The sequence below is a fragment of the Streptomyces sp. NPDC029014 genome (assembly GCF_055564695.1).
Map to the genome: position 1 here is coordinate 13,547 of NZ_JBVHVT010000096.1, position 18,948 is coordinate 32,494.

The 18,948-nt window shown below is 72.1% G+C and carries 18 protein-coding genes and 1 riboswitch; of the genes, 10 read left to right on the forward strand and 8 right to left on the reverse strand.

Annotation, left to right across the window (positions count from 1 at the left end; genetic code table 11):
* Positions 1–11: 11 nt before the first annotated feature.
* Together ACZ4VL_RS34815 and ACZ4VL_RS34820 are read right to left on the reverse strand one after the other, a co-directional pair.
* Complete coding sequence (locus ACZ4VL_RS34815; RefSeq protein ID WP_468208261.1) at positions 12–551, reverse strand: GNAT family N-acetyltransferase; 540 nt, start codon at positions 549–551, stop codon at positions 12–14.
* Between the two features lie 127 nt (positions 552–678).
* Positions 679–1,254 carry a TerD family protein gene (locus ACZ4VL_RS34820; protein WP_468208264.1) on the reverse strand — a complete coding sequence of 192 codons (576 nt, stop codon included), beginning with the start codon at positions 1,252–1,254 and terminating at the stop codon, positions 679–681.
* A 232-nt stretch (positions 1,255–1,486) separates the two neighbouring features.
* Here ACZ4VL_RS34820 and arfB point away from each other — a divergent pair, with 232 nt between their 5' ends.
* Positions 1,487–1,912 carry an alternative ribosome rescue aminoacyl-tRNA hydrolase ArfB gene (gene arfB / locus ACZ4VL_RS34825; protein ID WP_361094887.1) on the forward strand — a complete coding sequence of 142 codons (426 nt, stop codon included), beginning with the start codon at positions 1,487–1,489 and terminating at the stop codon, positions 1,910–1,912.
* Positions 1,913–1,938: 26 nt separating this feature from the next.
* Here the strand turns inward: arfB and ACZ4VL_RS34830 are convergent, their stop codons facing one another.
* Positions 1,939–2,508: a flavin reductase family protein gene (locus tag ACZ4VL_RS34830; protein WP_468208268.1), complete on the reverse strand. Its 570-nt coding sequence runs from the start codon at positions 2,506–2,508 to the stop codon at positions 1,939–1,941.
* Positions 2,509–2,812: 304 nt separating this feature from the next.
* On the opposite strand from ACZ4VL_RS34830, the gene cdgB reads away from it, so the two are divergent.
* Positions 2,813–4,525 (forward strand): diguanylate cyclase CdgB, encoded by a 1,713-nt coding sequence (gene cdgB / locus ACZ4VL_RS34835; protein WP_468208270.1) that lies wholly within the window; start codon positions 2,813–2,815, stop codon positions 4,523–4,525.
* Between the two features lie 68 nt (positions 4,526–4,593).
* Positions 4,594–5,592, forward strand: a complete 999-nt coding sequence (locus ACZ4VL_RS34840) for a CBM35 domain-containing protein (protein ID WP_468208272.1) — start codon at positions 4,594–4,596, stop codon at positions 5,590–5,592.
* A gap of 72 nt (positions 5,593–5,664) precedes the next feature.
* On the opposite strand, the gene ACZ4VL_RS34845 is transcribed toward ACZ4VL_RS34840, so the two are convergent.
* The 3 genes from ACZ4VL_RS34845 to ACZ4VL_RS34855 form a co-directional block, all read right to left on the reverse strand.
* On the reverse strand, positions 5,665–6,582 hold the full coding sequence (locus ACZ4VL_RS34845; protein WP_468208275.1) for a 1-phosphofructokinase family hexose kinase: 918 nt from the start codon (positions 6,580–6,582) through the stop codon (positions 5,665–5,667).
* 156 nt (positions 6,583–6,738) lie between these two features.
* Positions 6,739–7,899 (reverse strand): N-acetylglucosamine-6-phosphate deacetylase, encoded by a 1,161-nt coding sequence (gene nagA / locus ACZ4VL_RS34850; protein ID WP_468208278.1) that lies wholly within the window; start codon positions 7,897–7,899, stop codon positions 6,739–6,741.
* The gene (locus ACZ4VL_RS34855; protein WP_468208281.1) at positions 7,899–8,831 is read right to left on the reverse strand and encodes an ROK family protein; all 933 of its coding nucleotides are present in this window, start codon (positions 8,829–8,831) and stop codon (positions 7,899–7,901) included. The genes nagA and ACZ4VL_RS34855 overlap by 1 nt, the downstream gene beginning before the upstream one ends.
* Before the next feature lie 176 nt (positions 8,832–9,007).
* Here ACZ4VL_RS34855 and ACZ4VL_RS34860 point away from each other — a divergent pair, with 176 nt between their 5' ends.
* The 3 genes from ACZ4VL_RS34860 to otsB all read left to right on the forward strand — a co-directional run bounded on the left by ACZ4VL_RS34860 (position 9,008) and on the right by otsB (position 11,592).
* Entirely contained in the window at positions 9,008–10,300 is a 1,293-nt protein-coding gene (locus ACZ4VL_RS34860) for an extracellular solute-binding protein (protein ID WP_468208282.1), read from the forward strand.
* 133 nt (positions 10,301–10,433) lie between these two features.
* Entirely contained in the window at positions 10,434–10,670 is a 237-nt protein-coding gene (locus ACZ4VL_RS34865; RefSeq protein WP_404241356.1) for a DUF3263 domain-containing protein, read from the forward strand.
* 73 nt (positions 10,671–10,743) lie between these two features.
* Positions 10,744–11,592, forward strand: coding sequence for a trehalose-phosphatase (otsB, locus tag ACZ4VL_RS34870; protein ID WP_468208285.1), 849 nt, complete (start codon positions 10,744–10,746; stop codon positions 11,590–11,592).
* A 154-nt stretch (positions 11,593–11,746) separates the two neighbouring features.
* On the opposite strand, the gene ACZ4VL_RS34875 is transcribed toward otsB, so the two are convergent.
* Together ACZ4VL_RS34875 and ACZ4VL_RS34880 are read right to left on the reverse strand one after the other, a co-directional pair.
* A complete protein-coding gene (locus ACZ4VL_RS34875) occupies positions 11,747–13,207 on the reverse strand; it encodes an alpha,alpha-trehalose-phosphate synthase (UDP-forming) (protein WP_468208288.1) in 1,461 nt (486 codons plus the stop codon).
* Positions 13,208–13,309: 102 nt separating this feature from the next.
* The gene (locus ACZ4VL_RS34880; protein WP_468208290.1) at positions 13,310–14,260 is read right to left on the reverse strand and encodes a glucosyl-3-phosphoglycerate synthase; all 951 of its coding nucleotides are present in this window, start codon (positions 14,258–14,260) and stop codon (positions 13,310–13,312) included.
* A gap of 196 nt (positions 14,261–14,456) precedes the next feature.
* A riboswitch (SAM riboswitch) is annotated at positions 14,457–14,610 on the forward strand.
* A 17-nt stretch (positions 14,611–14,627) separates the two neighbouring features.
* On the opposite strand from ACZ4VL_RS34880, the gene thrC reads away from it, so the two are divergent.
* From thrC to groL, 4 genes are all read left to right on the forward strand, one after another.
* The gene (gene thrC / locus ACZ4VL_RS34885; protein ID WP_468208292.1) at positions 14,628–15,932 is read left to right on the forward strand and encodes a threonine synthase; all 1,305 of its coding nucleotides are present in this window, start codon (positions 14,628–14,630) and stop codon (positions 15,930–15,932) included.
* A gap of 39 nt (positions 15,933–15,971) precedes the next feature.
* Positions 15,972–16,250, forward strand: coding sequence for a MoaD/ThiS family protein (locus ACZ4VL_RS34890; protein WP_468208295.1), 279 nt, complete (start codon positions 15,972–15,974; stop codon positions 16,248–16,250).
* Positions 16,251–16,632: 382 nt separating this feature from the next.
* Positions 16,633–16,836: a cold-shock protein gene (locus ACZ4VL_RS34895; protein ID WP_005315736.1), complete on the forward strand. Its 204-nt coding sequence runs from the start codon at positions 16,633–16,635 to the stop codon at positions 16,834–16,836.
* Positions 16,837–17,217: 381 nt separating this feature from the next.
* A complete protein-coding gene (gene groL / locus ACZ4VL_RS34900) occupies positions 17,218–18,837 on the forward strand; it encodes a chaperonin GroEL (RefSeq protein ID WP_361094845.1) in 1,620 nt (539 codons plus the stop codon).
* Positions 18,838–18,948: the final 111 nt, after the last annotated feature.

Sequence of the window (18,948 nt, forward strand, 5' to 3'; positions counted from 1 at the left end):
GCCGGCGGGTCTCAGGGCGCCGGCGGGCGGCGGTCGCGGAGCTCCTTGCGCAGCACCGTGCAGTCCCGGCCCAGTTCCAGGTCCTTCGCGTGCCGCAGGAAGGCGTAGCCGCGGGCCGTCCAGAACGCGAGGGCGCCCGCGTTGCCGTCCAGCACGGCGATCCGTACGGCCTCGCGGCCCGCGGCCCGGAAGCGGTCCTCGACGTGGTCCGCGAGGGCGCTGCCGTGGCCCGAACGGTGCGCGCCGGCGTCGACGACCAGCAGGCCGATCCACGGGTCCGGGTCGCCGGAGGCCGGGTCCGGGTGGTGGGCGAGGACGGCGGCCAGGGCGACGAGCCGGCCGGCGGAGCGGGCGAGGAGGACCTCGGCGCCGTCGTGGGCGAGTTCGTCTGCGAGGGCGCGGACGACCTGTCCGACCGTGATGCGGTGCGGGTCGGGGAAGTCGCCGCTGAGTTCGAAGAAGGCGTGGTTCGTGGCGTAGAGGGCGGTGATCTCGGTGAGGACGGGCCCCGGCAGGGCGTGGTCGGCCGGCACCAGCGGTTCGATGATCATCTCCGGCACGCTAGCGGAGCCCGCCGTGGTGCGCGCACCGGTTTCCGCGGGCCCGCGGGGTGTGGCGAAGCCCCCTCCCCGGACGGCCGGGAGGGGGCTTCGGGCCGGGGGTGGCTCGGGCGCCGGCTCAGACGTTGACGCCGAAGTCCTGGGCGATGCCGGCCAGGCCCGAGGCGTAGCCCTGGCCGACCGCGCGGAACTTCCACTCGGCGCCGTTGCGGTAGAGCTCGCCGAAGACCATGGCGGTCTCGGTGGCCGCGTCCTCGGAGAGGTCGTAGCGGGCGATCTCGGCGCCGCCGGCCTGGTTGATGACGCGGATGTACGCGTTGCGGACCTGGCCGAAGTTCTGCTGGCGGGTCTCGGCGTCGTAGATCGAGACCGGGAAGACGATCTTGTCGACGTCGGCCGGGAGGGCGGCCAGGTTGACCTTGATGGCCTCGTCGTCGCCCGCGCCCTCGCCGGTGCGGTTGTCACCGGTGTGCACGATGCTCTGGTCCGGGGTGGACTTGTTGTTGAAGAAGACGAAGTGGCCGTCCGAGACGACCTTGCCCATCGCGTTCACCGCAATGGCGGAGGCGTCCAGGTCGAAGTCGACACCGGTCGTCGTCCGGACGTCCCAGCCGAGGCCGACCGTGACGGCGCTGAGGCCGGGGGCCTCCTTCGTGAGCGAGACGTTGCCGCCCTTGGACAGGCTTACTGCCATTGTGACTGGTGTCCCTTCCTCGTCGCTGACCGCGAGATGTGCGGTCAAGGTACCGCTGACCTTCATAACGCGGGGAGGGGCCCCGCAGGTTCCAGCCCGCCGAATTCCGCCCGGATTTCCTGCGCGGGATTCCGCCGGGGCCTTCTCCTGCGGCTTTCCTTCGGACGGTACGCAATCCGACGGTACGGAAATACGGGTGACGGGGGCGTGAACGGGGCGGGATCATGGGGCCATGCCTGGTCCCTATGTCATCCGCGGCTCCGTCGTGCTCCCCGAGGCCGAACTCTCGTGGCGGTTCTCGCGTTCCTCCGGACCGGGCGGCCAGCACGTGAACACCTCGGACTCCCGGGTGGAGCTGCTGTTCGACCTGGCGGCGACGAAGGCGCTGCCCGAGGTGTGGAAGGAGCGGGCGCTGGAGCGCCTCGCCGCGCGCCTGGTGGGCGGGGTGCTGGCGGTACGGGCCTCCGAGCACCGCTCGCAGCTGCGCAACCGGGAGATGGCACTGGTCAGGATGGCCTCCCTGCTCGCGGAGGCGACGGCCCCGCCGCCCAGGCAGCGCCGCGCGACGAAGATCCCGCGGGGGATCAACGAGCGGCGGCTGCGGGAGAAGAAGGCGCGCGGCGAGACCAAGCGCGGCCGCTCGGGCCGCGACTGGTAGCGGCCGGCGGCCGTGCGGCCCGGTCGCTACGGCGCCAGCCTGCGGTAGCGGCCGCGGAAGTACGCGAGCGGCGCGGCGTCGGGCGCCGGCAGCGAGGAGGTGAGCACGCGGCCGATGACCAGGGTGTGGTCGCCGGCGGGGACCCGGTCCTCGGTGCGGCATTCCAGCGTGGCCAGCGCCCCCGCGGGCAGCGGCGCCCCGGAGACCTCGCCGCGCACGTACGGCAGGTCGGCGAAGAGCAGCCGGTCGCTGATGCGGCCCTTCATCGAGAAGCGGCTCGCGATCTGCACCTGGTGGTCGGCGAGCAGCGAGACCGCCCACAGTGGCTGCTCCGCCAGCAGGTCGTCCATCCGCGACCCCTCCCGCAGGCTGACGAGGACCAGTGGCGGGTCGAGGGACACCGACAGGAAGGCGGTGGCCGTCATCCCGACGTCCTCGCCGCGCGGACCGTCCTCGGTCAGCGGGGGCTCGTGGGCGGTGACCAGGCAGACGCCCGCCGCGAGTCGGGACAGCGCGGCGCGGAACTCGTCGTGGCTCACACCTTCAGGATGAAGGCTCGTGGTGGTCGGTACGGGTACGGGGGTCGTCTTCGGCACGCCTGGAACGCTAGTCTCGCCCTCCCCGGGAGCACATCGGACCGGGGGCCGAGTCGTGTCCCGGACCCTTGGCCTAGGCCTCACGCGTATCGTGTGCCGCCGGAAAGGCGGGGGAGCGCTCGCGGGCGCAGAAGCCGTCAGCTGACGCCTTTATTCATCTGATGTGACTTAAGTCACAGAGGGCAAGATTTGTTGACCCTGTGTACCTGCCGCACAGCTCACTGTGATTCAGTGGACGGGACACCGCAACGAAACGCCGATGACAAAACTGGAGTTGCTGTCGAGGTCTCGGGGAGAGCGAGCGATGGAGACCGAGTCAGAGCCGTACGTCCGTCTTGCGACCCTGCGGCAGCTGCACCGGGTGGTGGCCGATCTCAACACGGCCAGGAGTCTGGCCGACACCCTGCAGACCGTCGTGGACGGCATCGTCACCGGCCTCGGCTACGAGCTCGCCTGCGTCAACCTCGTACGCCCTGACGGCGACCTCGTCGTCGCCGCCTTCGCCGGCGATCCCGCCGCGGAAGCCCTGATCACCGGCCGCGTCGGCTCCCGCGCCTCCTGGGAGCGCCGCCTGACCATGGGCGAGGACTGGGACGGCCTGCGCTTCATCCCGCACACCGAGGGCTGGGTCCTGCTGGAGGACGACGTGCCCCAGTGGCACACCGACGGCCCCGACCCGCGGTTCGAGGACGAGTGGCACCCCGAGGACCGGCTCTACGCCCCCATGTACGCGACCGGCGGGGAACTCCTCGGCGTGATCTCCGTGGACCGGCCGCGCAACGGGCGCCACCCCGGCGCCTGGGGGCGCGAGGCGCTCCAGATGTACGCCTTCCAGGCCGCCATAGCGATCAGCAACGCCCGGCTCCGCGCGAACATGCAGCGCGCCCTCGTCCGCCTCGAACGCGAGCAGCAGGCCCTGCGCGCCAGCGAGGAGTCCTTCCGACAGGCCTTCGAGTACGCGCCCAGCGGCATGGCCATCGCCGAGATGGGCGGGGACCAGCACGGCCGGCTGCTGCGCACCAACGACGCCCTGTGCCGGCTGCTCGGCCGGCCCGCCTCCGTCCTGCGCCGGTACTCCTTCTCCGACCTGGTCCACCCCGAGGACATCGGCACCCTGCTGCGCACCTCCGCCGAGGGCGGCCGCGCCGAACTGCGCCTCGGCCGCCGCGACGGCACCTACGTGTGGGTCTCGCTGCGCAACTCCGTGGTCGCCGACGCCGCCGACGGTCCCCGGTTCCTCCTCACGCACGTCGAGGACATCGAGGAGCGCAAGCGGCACGAGCTCCAGCTCGCCCACCGGGCCAGCCACGACTCCCTCACCGGCCTGCCCAACAGCGCCGAGCTGCGCGCCCGGCTCTCGGCCCGACTGTGCCGCATGCCACAGCAGACGATGCGCTCCGCCGCCGTGGAGGCGCTCGACGCCGCGTACGAGGGACGGAACGTCGACGCCGCCGTCCTGGCGGGCGGCCCCGTGGGCGGCCCCCCGGGCGCCGGCGACCCCGGCGACCCCGGCTTCCGGTACGACGGCTTCCCCGAGCCCTTCGACCTCTCCGGCGGGGTGGACCCGTACGACCACCACGTACACGCGGTGGCGCCCGCCTCCGAGGTCGACGACGGGACCAAGGGGCTCGCGGTGCTCTTCTGCGATCTCGACGGGTTCAAGTCGATCAACGACCGGTTCGGGCACCACACCGGCGACGCGGTGCTGATCGAAGTGGCCCGCCGGCTGACGACGGGCGTCCGCGACGGTGACACCGTCGCTCGGCTGGGTGGTGACGAGTTCGTCGTCCTCGCCGACGGACTGGGCGCCGCCGACGCCGCCGACCTCGCCGTCCGGCTGCGCAACGCGATCATCCCGCCGATCCGGGTGGACGGCCGAGCGGTGCGTGTCGGCGCCAGTTTCGGCATCGGATGGGCCAGCTGCGGCATGTCGGCGGACGAGGTGCTGCGCTCGGCCGACCAGCGGATGTACATCGAGAAACGGTCTCGTTCCAAAGCACATCGCAGGGCGGGCTGAGGCCGTCGGCCGCCCGGGGGCGCACGTGTTCGGGGTAGGCTCCCCAGGATTGAAAGGAGTGACCTGCGATGACGACGCCCGCGAACAACGGCCCGAACAGCGGGGCGAACAAGCCCGAGGACGACGATCCGTTCGGCTACCTCTACGCGGACGGTCAGGCTGCGGAAACCGGGGCCGGAGCGGCGCGCGGTGTTCCCCGCACGTCGTACAACCAGGTGCGCACGGTCGGCGAGCGTACGTACGGCGGCCAGCGCGGCCAGGTTCCGCCCCAGCAGCAGCCCGGCTACCAGGCCCAGTACCAGGCCCCGGAGGCGCTGCAGGCCGGCGGCTACGGCGTGCCGCAGCAGCAGCCCCCGACGGCGTCGATGCAGGCGCAGGGCGGCGGTTCGGGCGCCCGCTCCGCCCGCGGCGGCGGCCGCGGCAACAACAGCTCCAGCCGGCGAGGCATGCTCATCGCGGCGGTCGCCGTGGTCGCAGCGGTCGCGATCGGCATCGGCGCCGCCCTGGCCTTCGGCGACAAGGGCGACAAGGACACCGCCGACAAGGGCGGCACGCAGAACCAGCAGCAGCAGCCGCAGCCGCAGAACTCCGGCGGGTCGGAGGCCCCGCTCCCCTCGGCCTCCCCCGACGTGCAGCTGCCGAAGGGGGACGCCGCGGGCGCGGGCATGGCCCTGACCGGCGGCGCCCTGCTCCAGAACGCGGTGCCCGGCGGGAAGGGGGCCGGCGGCCAGTACGTCGGCAACTTCAACCAGACCGGTGCGGCGCTGACCTGGACCGCGGACATCCCGAACGGCGGGGACTACACGCTCTTCGTGAACTACGCGGTGCCCGGCAAGGACGCCAAGGTCACCCTGACGGTCAACGGTCAGAACCCGACGCAGTCCCTGAACCTGGCGAACTTCGCCAAGGCCGACGCCGGTGCCTGGGACAAGGGCTGGACGCGCACCTACGCGTTCATCAAGCTCAACAAGGGCACCAACACGATGAAGATCTCGTGCGAGGCCGGCAACCAGTGCGAGGCCATCTTCGACCAGCTGTCGCTGGGCCAGGGCTGGGTCAAGCGCTGAGCGCTCGTGAATCCGGCCGGCCCCGTCGCAACCGCGACGGGGCCGGTTTCGCTTGCGCGGGTCGATTGACCTTCAACAGCCGGTGACGCAGACCTTCTTGCGCAGTTCCTCGTACGTGCAGGGGTCGAACTCCCCCGCCGCCGGAGCGAGGACCGTGGCGGCGGACAGGGCGACCGCGCGGCTCAGCCGGTCCGGCCAGTCCAGCCCCTCGACCAGGCCCGACAGCAGGCCCGCCACCGCCGAGTCGCCGGCCCCGGTCGGGTTCCCGGACAGGGGTCGGGGCGGGGCCGCCTGCCAGGTGCCCTCGGGGGTGGCGGCCAGCAGGCCCTCCGGGCCGAGCGAGGTGACCACGGCGTGCGCGCCGCGGCGGCGGGCGTCGCGACTGGCCTGCACCGGCTCGCGGGAGCCGGTGAGTTCGGCGACCTCGGCGGCGTTCGGCTTGACCATCTCGGGGCGGGCCGCGATTCCGCGGCGCAGGGCCTCGCCGCTGGTGTCCAGGAGCACCGGCACCCCGGCCGCGCGCGCCGCCCGCACGAGGACGGCGTACGCGCCGACCGGTACGCCCGGCGGCAGGCTGCCGCACAGGGCCACCGCCTCGGCGCCGACGAGCAGGGCCCCGTACCGCTCCATGAACTCCGCCCACTCCCCGGAACCGATCAGCGGGCCCGGCTCGTTGAACTGCGTGGTGTCGCCCGACGATGCGTCGACCACGGCCAGGGTGCGGCGCGTGGGGCCCGCGCAGGGGACCAGGGCGTCCGTCACACCGGGGCAGTCGGCGAGCAGTTCGCGGACGGCGGCGCCGGTGCGGCCGCCCGCGAAGCCGGTCGCGGTCACCGGCCGGCCCAGCGCGGCCAGTACGCGGGCCACGTTGAGGCCCTTGCCGCCGGGCCGCTCGGTCACGGCGGTGACCCGGTGCGTGGTGTGCGGAGTCAGCCTCGGTACGCGGTGGGTGACGTCGAGTGCGGTGTTGAGCGTCACGGTCAGGATCATGGTTCTTCAGGTCCCGGTCTCGGTGTGTGCCGGGATCATGTCAAAGACGGGGCGGACCGCCCAGTCCTGCGGGCCCTCCGCCCCCGTCTCCGTCGTCCGAAACCCCCGATCGGCGGTCACCGCCGCGCCGCACTGCTGCTACAGGTGGCACGGGCGCTACGGGTGCTCCTCCAGCGGGTTGACGATCCATTCGCCGCGCCGCATGACGCCCTTCAGGTCGAACGCGGCGTCGAGGACGACCAGGTCGGCGTGCTTGCCCGGCTCCAGGGAACCCACCTGGTCGTACAGGCCGAGCAGTTTGGCCGGGTTGGCGGAGATCGCCTGGACCACCGACTCGACGGGCAGCCGGTCCAGGGTCACCGAGCGCTTGAACGCGGTGTCCAGGGTCAGGGTGGACCCCGCGATCGAGCCGCCCTCGACGAGCCGCGCCACGCCCTGCTTCACCTCCACCTCCAGCGGGCCGAGGTGGTAGGTCCCGTCGCCGAAGCCGGCCGCGTCCATCGCGTCGGTGATCAGGGCGACGCGGTGGGCGCCGGCGTGGTGGAAGGCCAGCTCCAGCATCGCCGGGTGCAGGTGGGTGCCGTCGTTGATCAGCTCGACGGTGACCCGCTCGTCCTCCAGCAGCGCGGCGATCGGGCCCGGCGCGCGGTGTTCCATGCCGGGCATCGCGTTGTACAGGTGCGTGGCCACGGTGGCGCCCGCGTCGATGGCCTGGCGGGTCTGGTCGTACGTGGAGTCGGTGTGCCCGATCGCGGCGATCACCCCGTGCTCCGCCAGCAGCCGTACGGAGTCCAGCCCGCCGGGAAGCTCGGTGGCGAGGGTGACCATGCGGGCGGCGCCGTGGGAGGCGTCGACCAGCTTGCGGACCTCGGCCGGGTCGGGGTCGCGCAGCAGCTCCGCCTTGTGCGCGCCCTTGCGGCAGGGGTTGATGAACGGGCCCTCGAAGTGGATGCCCGCGATCTCGCCCTGCTGGGTCAGCTCGGCGAGCAGCCCGGCCCGGCGGGCCAGTTCGTCCAGGTCGCCGGTGACCGTGGACGCGACCAGGGTGGTGGTGCCGTGCTCGCGGTGCGTCCGTACGCCCTTGAGCACCTCCTCGGCGGTGCCGGAGGTGAAGGAGGCGCCGCCGCCCCCGTGGTTGTGCATGTCGACGAAGCCGGGCACGACCCAGTGGTCGGACAGGTCGACGACGGCCGCGTCCTCGGGGGCGCTGCCGGCGATCCGGCCGCCCTCCACGATGACGCGCCCGCCCGCCACGGTCCCGGTGGGCAGCACCACCCGGGCGCCGGAGAGAACGGTGCTGTGTGCGCTTCCGGCCATCAGGCAGGTACCTCCGTGGCGAGTAGGTCCCAGGCGAGCAGCCCTGCGCCCAGGCATCCGGCGGTGTCCCCGAGGGCCGCCGGGACGATGTCGGGGAGCCGCTGGAACGTCACGCGCTCCTCGACGGCCGCCCTGAGCGGTGCGAACAAGGTCTCCCCCGCCTCGGCGAGCCCGCCGCCGATGATCAGCGTCCCCGGGTCCAGCAGGGTGATCGCCGTGACCAGGCCGTCGGCGAGCGCGCCGACGGCCGTGAGCCACACCTCCCGGGCCGCCGCGTCGCCGGACGCCACGGCCTTGGCGCAGTCCGCCGCGTCGGCGTCCGGGGCGCCGCAGGCGACCGCCCAGGCGCGGCTCACGGCGGAAGCGGAGGCCAGGGTCTCCAGGCATCCGCGCTGCCCGCAGCCGCAGGGGAGGCCGCCCGGGCGGACCACGATGTGGCCGATCTCGCCGGCGTAGCCGTGGGCGCCGGCCTCCATGCGGCCGGCGGTGCCGATGGCGCCGGCGATGCCGGTGCCGAGCGGGACGAACAGGAAGCGGTCGGCGCCCCGGCCGGCCCCGATGCGGCCCTCGGCGAGCCCGCCCGTGCGCACGTCGTGGCCCAGGGCCACGGGGAGGGAGTCGAGGCGGGCGCTGAGCAGCTCGCGCATCGGCACGTCGCGCCAGCCGAGGTTGGCCGCGTAGACGGCGGTCCCGGCCGCGGCGTCGACGATGCCGGGCACGGCGACGCCGGCCGCGGAGGCGGCCGCTGCGAAGCGCTCGCGGCCGAGTGCGTACAGCTCGGCGGCGAACTCCAGGATCGTCTCGACGACGGCCTCGGGGCCCCGGTCGCGGCCGGTGGCGCGGCGCGCTTCGTGGAGCAGGGTGCCGTCCTCGGCGATGAGGGCGGCCTTGATCCCGGTGCCGCCCACATCGAGGGCGATGACGTGTTTCACGGGTTTCACAGTCGACAGTCTCGCTCGCTCGGTCAGGAAAGGTCTAGTCCATTGGGGGGGATTGTTGAGCTGCCATACAAATTCCGGCCCCGAAACGGCTCCGAATGTGGAAGAGGGGCCAAAGTGGTGTAGACCTTACGTGGATCGTACGTACAACCTTGGGTGGATCGAGAACTGTGAAGGGCCGTTACCTGCGCCTGGCCGCAACCGGAACCGCACTGAGCCTGGCCGCGGCGGCACTGACCGGATGCGGAAGCGCCACCGGGGACAACGAGGTGACCCTCCGGGTCGTGGCGGCCGACTACGGGGACAATCCGCAGAACTCCTCGACGACCTGGTGGAAGGAGCTCGCGGCCGGCTTCCAGAAGGACCACCCCGAGATCAAGGTCGAGGTCAGCGTCTACAACTGGTCCGAGGTCGACGCCAAGGTCGCCGAGATGGTCAAGGCCGGAAAGGCCCCCGACATCGCCCAGATCGGCGCCTACGCCGACTACGCGGCCGCCGGCAAGCTGTACACGGCCGAGGAACTGCTGTCGGTGAAGACCGAGGCCGACTTCCTCGCGCCGCTCGCGGACGCCGGCAAGGTCCGCCGCACCCAGTACGGCATGCCGTTCGTGGCCAGCACCCGCCTGCTCTTCTACAACGAGAAGCTGTTCGCGGACGCCGGGATCATCCCCAAGGACGCCAAGGGCGGCTGGCAGCCCAAGAGCTGGGCCGACCTGGAGGCCGCCGCGAAGAAGCTCAAGGGCGCGGGCGTCAGCACCCCCTTCGCCCTGCCGCTGGGCCGCGAGGAGGCGCAGGCCGAGACGATGCAGTGGCTCCTCGCGGGCGGTGGCGGCTACACCGACAACGAGGAGGGCTACGCGATCGACGCCCAGCCCAACGTCAAGACCTTCGAGTTCCTCCGCGACAAGCTGGTCGGCCAGGGCCTCACCGGGCCGACCGAGCCCGGCAAGACCGACCGGCAGGCCGCCTTCGACGCCTTCACCCGCGGCGAGGTCGGCATGCTCAACGGCCACCCGACCCTGATGAAGCAGGCCGCGGCGAAGGGCGTGAAGGTCGGCATGGTGCCGCTGCCGACCGTCGACGGCACCGACCAGCCGGCGATGGGCGTCGCGGACTGGGTCATGGCCTTCAAGAACGGGCACCGAGCGCCGACGGGCAAGTTCCTCGACTACCTCTACGAGTCGAAGAACCAGACGTCCTTCACCAGGAAGTACGACCTGCTGCCGGTCACCACCAGCGGCTACCGGGCGGTGGAGGCCGGCAGCGGCGCGTCCTCGACCCAGATGAAGACCTTCCTCACGGCGCTGCCGAACTCGCGGCTGTACCCGGCCGGCAAGAAGTCCTGGGCTGCGGTGAGCGAGAACATCAAGCAGAACATCGGCCGCGCCGTGCAGCCCAACGCACAGCCGCAGAAGGTCCTGGAGGAGATCGCCGCCCAGGCCCGCACCGCCGACAACCGCTGACGGCTGCTGCCGGCGGCGGGCCGTTGCCGGCTGCTGCCGGCTCGGTGGGCCGGCGCCCCTGACCCCCGCCCACCGACACCCACCCGAGCTTGGCGGCCCCGTGGGTGTCGGTGGGCGGCGTTAATCTGGCCGTATGACGGACGACGGGCAGCTCACGGCCGCCGAGGCCGCGGTGCTCGCGTACGAGGGACGCACCTGGCCCGGGCCCGGGGCCAAGGAACGGGCGATACGGGAAGGGCTGGGGATGACCCCCGTCCGCTACTACCAGCTGCTCAACGCGCTGATGGACGACCCGCGGGCCCTCGCCCACGCCCCGGGCACCGTCAACCGCCTGCGCCGCATCCGCGAGGCCCAGCGCGCCCGCCGCTGAGGGCGGCGTACGGGAGCCGTACGAGTCCCCGCGCGCCGTAGCCGTGGCCCGGCCGGGCCGTTAGGGTCGTGCCATGGGGAGCCATCCGCACGACCTGCCGATGCCCGTCACCGCCGCCGGCCGCGAAGGGCTCGCGGCCCTGCTCCGCGCACCACGCCGCAGCGTGGTCGCCCTGGACTTCGACGGCACCCTCGCCGAGATCGTCCCCGACCCCGACCAGGCGCGCGCCCACCCCGCCGCCGTCCCCGCCCTCAGCGCCCTGGCCCCCGAGGTGGCCTCGGTGGCCGTGATCACCGGCCGGCCGGCGGGCGTCGCCGTCCGGCTGGGGGGCTTCGCCGGGGTGCCGGGCCTGGAGCACCTCGTCGTCCTCGGCCACTACGGGGCCGAGCGCTGGGACGCCGTCACCGGCATCGTCCACGCCCCCGCCGAACACCCGGGGGTGGCCGCGGTACGGGCCGAGCTGCCCGGCTTCCTGGACTCCATCGGCGCCTGGCAGGGCACCTGGATCGAGGAGAAGGGCCGCGCCCTCGCCGTCCACACCCGCCGCGCCGAGGACCCCGCCGCCGCCTTCGCCGCGCTGCGGGAGCCGCTGTCCGACCTGGCCGCCCGGCACGGGCTGATCGTGGAACCGGGGCGGGCCGTGCTGGAGCTGCGGCCGCCGGGCATGGACAAGGGCGTCGCCCTGACCGAGTACCTGGAGGAGACCGGGGCCGAGGCGGTGGTCTACGCCGGGGACGACCTGGGCGATCTCGCGGCGTACGCGGCCGTCGAGAAGCGGAGGGCTGAGGGGCTGCCGGGGCTTTTGGTGTGCAGTGGTTCGGAGGAGGTTCCGGAGCTGGCCTCCCGGGCCGACCTGGTCCTGCCGGGGCCCGCCGCCATCATGTCGTTCCTCTCGGTCCTGGCCGCCTCCCTCCGGGCCTGAACCCCGCCGCCGGGCCTGCCGGCTCCCGGCTGCCGCTGCGCGGAGCGATCGATCACCCCGCCCCTTCCCGAAACCGGGCTCCGCCCGGACCCCTGCGGGGCTCCGCCCCCGCACCCCCGCGCCTCAAACGCCGGCGGGGCTGGACTTCGAGCGGTCAGGCCGGGGTGGTGCGGAGGGCGGTCAGTTGGGCCGTGAACCAGCGCGCCGGCGGCATCGCCGTGGCGGCCGCGGCCAACCGCTTCGTCCGGTCCAGCCGCTCCCCACCCGGCATGGACAGCGCCTCGTGCAACGCCTCCGCCGTCTGCGTCACGTCGTACGGGTTCACCGTCACCGCATCGCCCCGCAGCTCCCCGTACGCCCCCGCCCCGGTGGACAGCACCAGCGCGCAGCCCTGCTCCGACACCACCGGGATCTCCTTCGCGACGAGATTCATCCCGTCCCGCACCGGATTGACCAGCGCCACGTCCGCCAGCCGGTACGCGGCCAGGGACCGGGCGAAGTCGTCCTGCACCGACAGCAGCACCGGCTGCCAGTCCCCCGTGCCGAACTCCGCGTTGATCTCGGCGGCCAGGTCCCGTACGGCCGTCGTGTACGACCGGTAGACCTCCAGGTCCTGCCGCGACGGGTACGCGGACGCCAGGTGGACCACCCTCCCGCGCCATTCGGGGTGGCCGATCAGCAGCTCCCGGTAGGCGAGGAGGCCGCGCACGATGTTCTTCGACAGCTCCGTCCGGTCCACCCGGACGATGGCCTTGCGGTCCCCGATCTCGGCGCGCAGCCCGGCCAGCCGGTCGTCGACCTCCGGCCGGTGCGCGAGCCGCCGCAGTTCGTCGCCGTCGACGCCGAGCGGGTAGGCGGCGACGTCGGTGCGCCGGTGCCGCACCGGGCCGAGCATGGCCTTGCGGACGTACCGCTCGCCGCCCGTCCCCGAGGGCACGAGCGGCTCGGCCGTGCCCCGCTCGTCGTCCAGGCGGGCGCAGTCGAGGAAGGAGTGAGCCCAGGCCCAGGTGTGGAAGCCGAGCAGGTCGGCGCCGAGCATGCCCCAGAGGAGTTCCCGCCGGACGTCGTCGGGCAGCATGGCGAGGAACTCCCACGACGCCCACGGGGTGTGCGTGAAGTGGGCGATCCGCAGGTCGGGCCGCAGCTCGCGGAGCAGCCCCGGCACCAGTGCCAGGTGGTAGTCCTGGACCAGTACGCAGGCGCCGTCGGCCGCCTCCTCGGCCAGGGCCTCGGCGAAGGCCCGGTTGTAGGCGGTGTACGCGTCCCACTGGCGCCGGAAGGCCGCGTCGAAGACGGGGGTGCGCGGGATGTCGTACAGGTGGTGGTGGGTGAACCAGAGCACCGAGTTCGCGATGCCGTTGTAGGCGGCGTCGTACACGGCCGGGTCGATGTCGAGCATGCGCACGCCCGGCTCGGCGACGCCCCGGCGGACGGCCTCGCGGTCCGCGTCCGACAGGGCGGCGCAGATCCACAGGGCGTCCGGCTGTTCGGCGAGCGCGGCCGACAGGCCGGAGACGAGGCCGCCCCCGCCGCGCCGGGCGCCGAGGGTGCCGTCGGCGTCGAGCGCGTAGGAGAGCGGACCGCGGTTGGCTGCGACGAGAACGTGGGAAGCCATGCGGCGAACCTAGCCCGGCCCGCCCCGCCTCAAACGTCCGTTCCCGCCCCCGGCGGGTCCCTGACGCGCCCCTGACGCCGTTGCGCCGGGTGGTGCCGGCCGTCAGGCGACGCGCCGGACCGCGTACTCCTCGATCTCCAGCATCGGCGGCCGTTCCTCGGTGTCCACGGCGTGGGTGCGCGGTTCGAACCCGTCCGGCCCGCGCTCGAACTGCGTCAGCACCGGCCTCACGAGGTGTCCGCGCGAAAGCCGCAGCTGCGCCGTCCGGTAGATCGCCGCGGCCATCCGGCCGAGCGCCTGCCCGTCCTGGTGGCGGTGCAGCCGTACGCCGACGTCCACCTGGGCGAGGGCGTCCAGCCCGACCGTGTGCAGCGCGTCCACCAGCAGGCCCAGCTCGACGCCGTAGCCGACGGGGAAGGGCAGCCGCTCCAGCAGCGAGCGGCGTACGGCGTACTCGCCGCCCAGCGGCTGGACGAAGCCGGCCAGCTGGGGCCAGTGCAGGTTGAGCAGGGGCCGGGCGACGAGCTCGGTGACCCGGCCGCCCTGTCCGGGGGTGTCGCCGAGCGGGCGGTCGTACATCGCCTTGACGAACTGCACGTCCGGCTCGGTCAGCAGCGGGCCGACGATCCCGGTGACGAAGGCGGCCGAGAAGTCCCGCAGGTCCGCGTCGACGAAGCAGACGACGTCGCCGGTGGTGGCCAGCAGCGAGCGCCACAGCACCTCGCCCTTGCCGCGCACGGCCGGGATGCGGGGCAGGATCTCGTCGCGGTGGACCACGCGGGCGCCGGCCTTCGCGGCGACCTCGGCGGTGCGGTCGGTGGAGCCGGAGTCGACCACGACCAGTTCGTCGACGAGCGGGAAGGCGGGCCGTTCGACGAGATCGCGCCGGATCACCTCGACGATCGCGCCGACCGTCGCCTCCTCGTCGAGCGCGGGCAGGACGACGCTGACCGTGGTGCCCGTCGCCCGTTTCGCGGCGAGGAGCTGGTCGAGCGGTCGGTCGGCAACGGACCAGGAGCGGTCCGCCAGCCAGCGCTCCACCTCTTCCAGCACGTTCGGCACTCCCTGCTTCGTCTACTGTTCGCCGGGCCGTTCCGGCCGAAAAGCGATCCATCTCGCGCATCGGACAGCCGTCTCAACCGCCCGAGCCTTCGGTTACAGTCTTGAACAACGCGAAGGACCGCCGCATGCCGGGGGTCCCGCGGACAAACGCGTCGGCGCGCCACGAGCGCGCGGAACGGCGCCATACCGCTCATCCAGAGGGGCAGAGGGACACGGCCCGTTGAAGCCCCGGCAACCCTCCAGTCGGTTTCCCGCGACTGCGTGCAGCAGCAGCGAGGTCCCCGGCTAGGGAAGGTGCCAATTCCGTCTCATGGCGAAGTGCGCCATGAGGAAGATGAGGAGAAAGGGCCTCGCCATCATGGCTGCACAGACCGTTGCCACCCCTTCCGCCGCCCCCTCTGCCGGCGCCTCCGCCGTCGACCTCGGCCCCGCCTCGGGCCTGTCCTGTCGGGAGTGCGGTACCCGCTTCGAGCTCGGCCCCGTCTTCGCCTGCGTCGAGTGCTTCGGCCCGCTGGAGGTCGCGTACGAGCTCCCGGTCGGCGACCCGGAGGCCCTGCGCGCCGCGATCGAGGCGGGCCCGAACAACATCTGGCGCTACGCCCCGCTGCTGCCCGTCCCCGCCGACGTGGCCGGAAAGCCCAGCCTGAACCCGGGCTTCACCAAGCTCGTCGACGCCGAGAACCTGGCCAAGGAGCTCGGCATCACCGGCAAGCTCTACGTCAAGGACGACTCCGGCAACCCGACGCACTCCTTCAAGGACCGCGTCGTCGCGATCGCCGTCGAGGCCGCCCGCGCGTTCGGCTTCACCACGCTCTCCTGCTCCTCCACCGGCAACCTGGCCGGCGCCGTCGGCGCCGCGGCCGCCCGGGCCGGCTTCCGCTCCTGCGTGTTCATCCCGCACGACCTGGAGCAGGGCAAGGTCGTCATGGCCGGCGTGTACGGCGGCGACCTGGTCGGCATCGAGGGCAACTACGACGACGTGAACCGCTTCTGCTCCGAGCTGATCGGCGACCCGCTGGGCGAGGGCTGGGGCTTCGTCAACGTGAACCTGCGCCCGTACTACGGCGAGGGGTCGAAGACCCTCGCCTACGAGATCTGCGAGCAGCTCGGATGGCAGCTGCCCGACCAGATCGTCATCCCGATCGCCTCCGGCTCCCAGCTCACGAAGATCGACAAGGGTCTGCAGGAACTGATCAAGCTGGGCCTCGTCGAGGACAAGCCGTACAAGATCTTCGGTGCGCAGGCCGAGGGCTGCTCCCCGGTGTCGACCGCCTTCAAGGCCGGGCACGACGTGGTCCGCCCGCAGAAGCCGAACACGATCGCCAAGTCGCTCGCCATCGGCAACCCGGCCGACGGCCCCTACGTCCTGGACATCGCGCGCCGCACCGGCGGCTACGTCGAGGACGTGACGGACGAGCAGGTCGTCGACGCCATCAAGATCCTGGCCCGGGCCGAGGGCATCTTCGCCGAGACCGCGGGCGGCGTGACCGTCGGCGTGACGAAGAAGCTCATCGAGAACGGGCAGCTCGACCCCGCGCTGACCACCGTCGTCCTCAACACCGGTGACGGCCTGAAGACCCTGGAGGCGGTGGCCGCGGACAGCGGGCAGACCGCCACCATCCGCCCCAGCCTGGACGCGTTCCGCGCTGCCGGCCTGGCCTGACCCGACCATCCCCCGCTCTACCGGAAGGGCAGTAGTGCCATGAGCGTCAACGTCCGCATCCCCACCATCCTGCGCACCTACACGGGCGGCCGGGCCGAGGTCCCGGCCGAGGGCGCGACCCTCGCCGAGGTCATCGCCTCGCTGGAGCGGAACCACCCCGGCATCGCCGCGCGCGTCCTCGACGACCAGGGCAAGCTGCGCCGCTTCGTGAACGTCTACGTGAACGACGACGACGTGCGCTTCGAGGGCGGCCTGCAGGCGGCGACCCCGGAAGGTGCGGGCGTTTCCATCATTCCCGCCGTAGCCGGCGGCTGCTGATTCGTCGTACCTGGATTACCCCCTCCGGCATTAAGCGGAGGGGGTAATTCTGCTTGGTTGGGCGCGGTAGAGTTGGGGAAGCCCCCTCCGCTGTTCTTGCCCGCCGCATATGAGCGGGCCCCGTGAGGGGTGACATTGAGTCAATGTGCGCGTGCGGTATGGGGCTTTGGCGTGATATGCCGGGTCCGAGTTGCCCGGGAATACGTTGAATTTTCGGCCTATTTAGCAACTTCGGTGTGACCGGAATTCTCGTCGGATTGACCTGTTGCAGACAGCACCGGTGCAGATACATTCAGCCGCGGTCGAGGCGTTCCGGCGCAAGTTCTGACCCGGGACCGCGAAGTGCGGTCCCGCGCAAGGGCCAGTAATAGGGGAGTTAGGCATGGCTCAGGGCACCGTCAAGTGGTTCAACGCGGAGAAGGGCTACGGCTTCATCGCGGTCGACGGTGGTGCGGATGTGTTCGTCCACTACAGCGCCATCCAGATGGACGGGTACCGCACCCTTGAAGAGGGTCAGCGGGTCGAGTTCGAGATTTCGCAGGGCCAGAAGGGCCCGCAGGCGGACATGGTCAAGCTCGCCGTCTGAGACCGGCGCGATCGACCGCACCGACGCGTACACGAGGGTCCGCATCCTGAGGAGGGGTGCGGGCCCTTCGTGCGTCCGGGGTCGGGAGCGGTCGGTGCGCCGGGAGCCGGCCGGTGCGCCGGGAGCAGGCCGGCGGCGTGGCCGGGGATGTCCGAGCCGCTTGCACTCGCGGGGGTCGAGTGCTAATCATTGGCGTTAGCACTCTCCCGAGGAGAGTGCTACTACACGGGACCGGGTCGGTGAGGCCCGCAGCGTCCGGCGGGAAGGAACCGCCGGGCACGCAGGCCGTCCGTCGCGGGCGCAGGCGCGGTCCGGAGCAATCCACCCTCCCCGCGCGCCTCGCGGCGCAGGGGGAACCCCAGTCCTGGAGGACCACTTCAGATGGCCAAGATCATTGCGTTCGACGAGGAGGCCCGGCGCGGTCTCGAGCGCGGCATGAACCAGCTCGCCGACGCCGTCAAGGTCACCCTTGGCCCCAAGGGTCGCAACGTCGTCCTTGAGAAGAAGTGGGGCGCCCCCACGATCACCAACGATGGTGTTTCCATCGCCAAGGAGATCGAGCTCGAGGACCCGTACGAGAAGATCGGCGCCGAGCTGGTCAAGGAAGTCGCCAAGAAGACGGACGACGTCGCCGGCGACGGTACGACCACCGCCACCGTCCTGGCCCAGGCGCTCGTCCGCGAGGGTCTGCGCAACGTGGCCGCCGGTGCCAACCCGATGGCCCTCAAGCGCGGCATCGAGAAGGCCGTCGAGGCCGTCTCCGGCGCCCTGCTGGAGCAGGCGAAGGATGTCGAGACCAAGGAGCAGATCGCTTCCACGGCCTCCATCTCCGCCGCCGACACCCAGATCGGCGAGCTCATCGCCGAGGCCATGGACAAGGTCGGCAAGGAAGGCGTCATCACCGTCGAGGAGTCCCAGACCTTCGGTCTGGAGCTGGAGCTCACCGAGGGCATGCGCTTCGACAAGGGCTACATCTCGGCGTACTTCGCCACCGACATGGAGCGTATGGAGGCGTCCCTCGACGACCCGTACATCCTGATCGTCAACTCCAAGGTCAGCAACGTGAAGGACCTCCTTCCGCTGCTGGAGAAGGTCATGCAGTCCGGCAAGCCGCTGCTGATCATCGCCGAGGACGTCGAGGGCGAGGCCCTGTCGACCCTGGTCGTCAACAAGATCCGCGGCACCTTCCGCTCCGTCGCGGTCAAGGCCCCGGGCTTCGGTGACCGCCGCAAGGCCATGCTCGGTGACATCGCCATCCTCACGGGCGGCACCGTCATCTCCGAGGAGGTCGGCCTCAAGCTGGAGAACGCCGGTCTGGACCTGCTGGGCCGCGCCCGCAAGGTCGTCATCACCAAGGACGAGACCACCATCGTCGACGGTGCCGGTGACAGCGACCAGGTCGCCGGTCGCGTGAACCAGATCCGCGCCGAGATCGAGAACTCCGACTCGGACTACGACCGCGAGAAGCTCCAGGAGCGCCTCGCGAAGCTGGCCGGCGGCGTGGCCGTCATCAAGGCCGGTGCCGCGACCGAGGTCGAGCTCAAGGAGCGCAAGCACCGCATCGAGGACGCCGTCCGCAACGCGAAGGCCGCCGTCGAGGAGGGCATCGTCGCCGGTGGTGGCGTGGCCCTGCTGCAGGCCTCCTCGGTCTTCGAGAAGCTGGAGCTGGAGGGCGACGAGGCCACCGGTGCCGCCGCCGTCAAGCTGGCCCTCGAGGCCCCGCTGAAGCAGATCTCCGTCAACGCCGGCCTCGAGGGTGGCGTCGTGGTGGAGAAGGTGCGCAACCTGACCCCGGGCCACGGCCTGAACGCCGCGACCGGCGAGTACGTCGACATGATCGCCGAGGGCATCATCGACCCGGCGAAGGTCACCCGCTCCGCCCTGCAGAACGCCGCGTCGATCGCCGCGCTGTTCCTGACCACCGAGGCCGTCATCGCCGACAAGCCGGAGAAGGCCGCCGCCGCTCCGGGCGGCATGCCGGGCGGTGACATGGACTTCTGATCGGCCCCGCGCTGATCGGCTGTTCTCGACCGAGGGCGGGGGGGGGGGGGGGGGGAGGGGGGGGGGGGGGGAGGAGGGGGGGGGGGTGCGGGGGGAAGAAAAGAGAGGTAG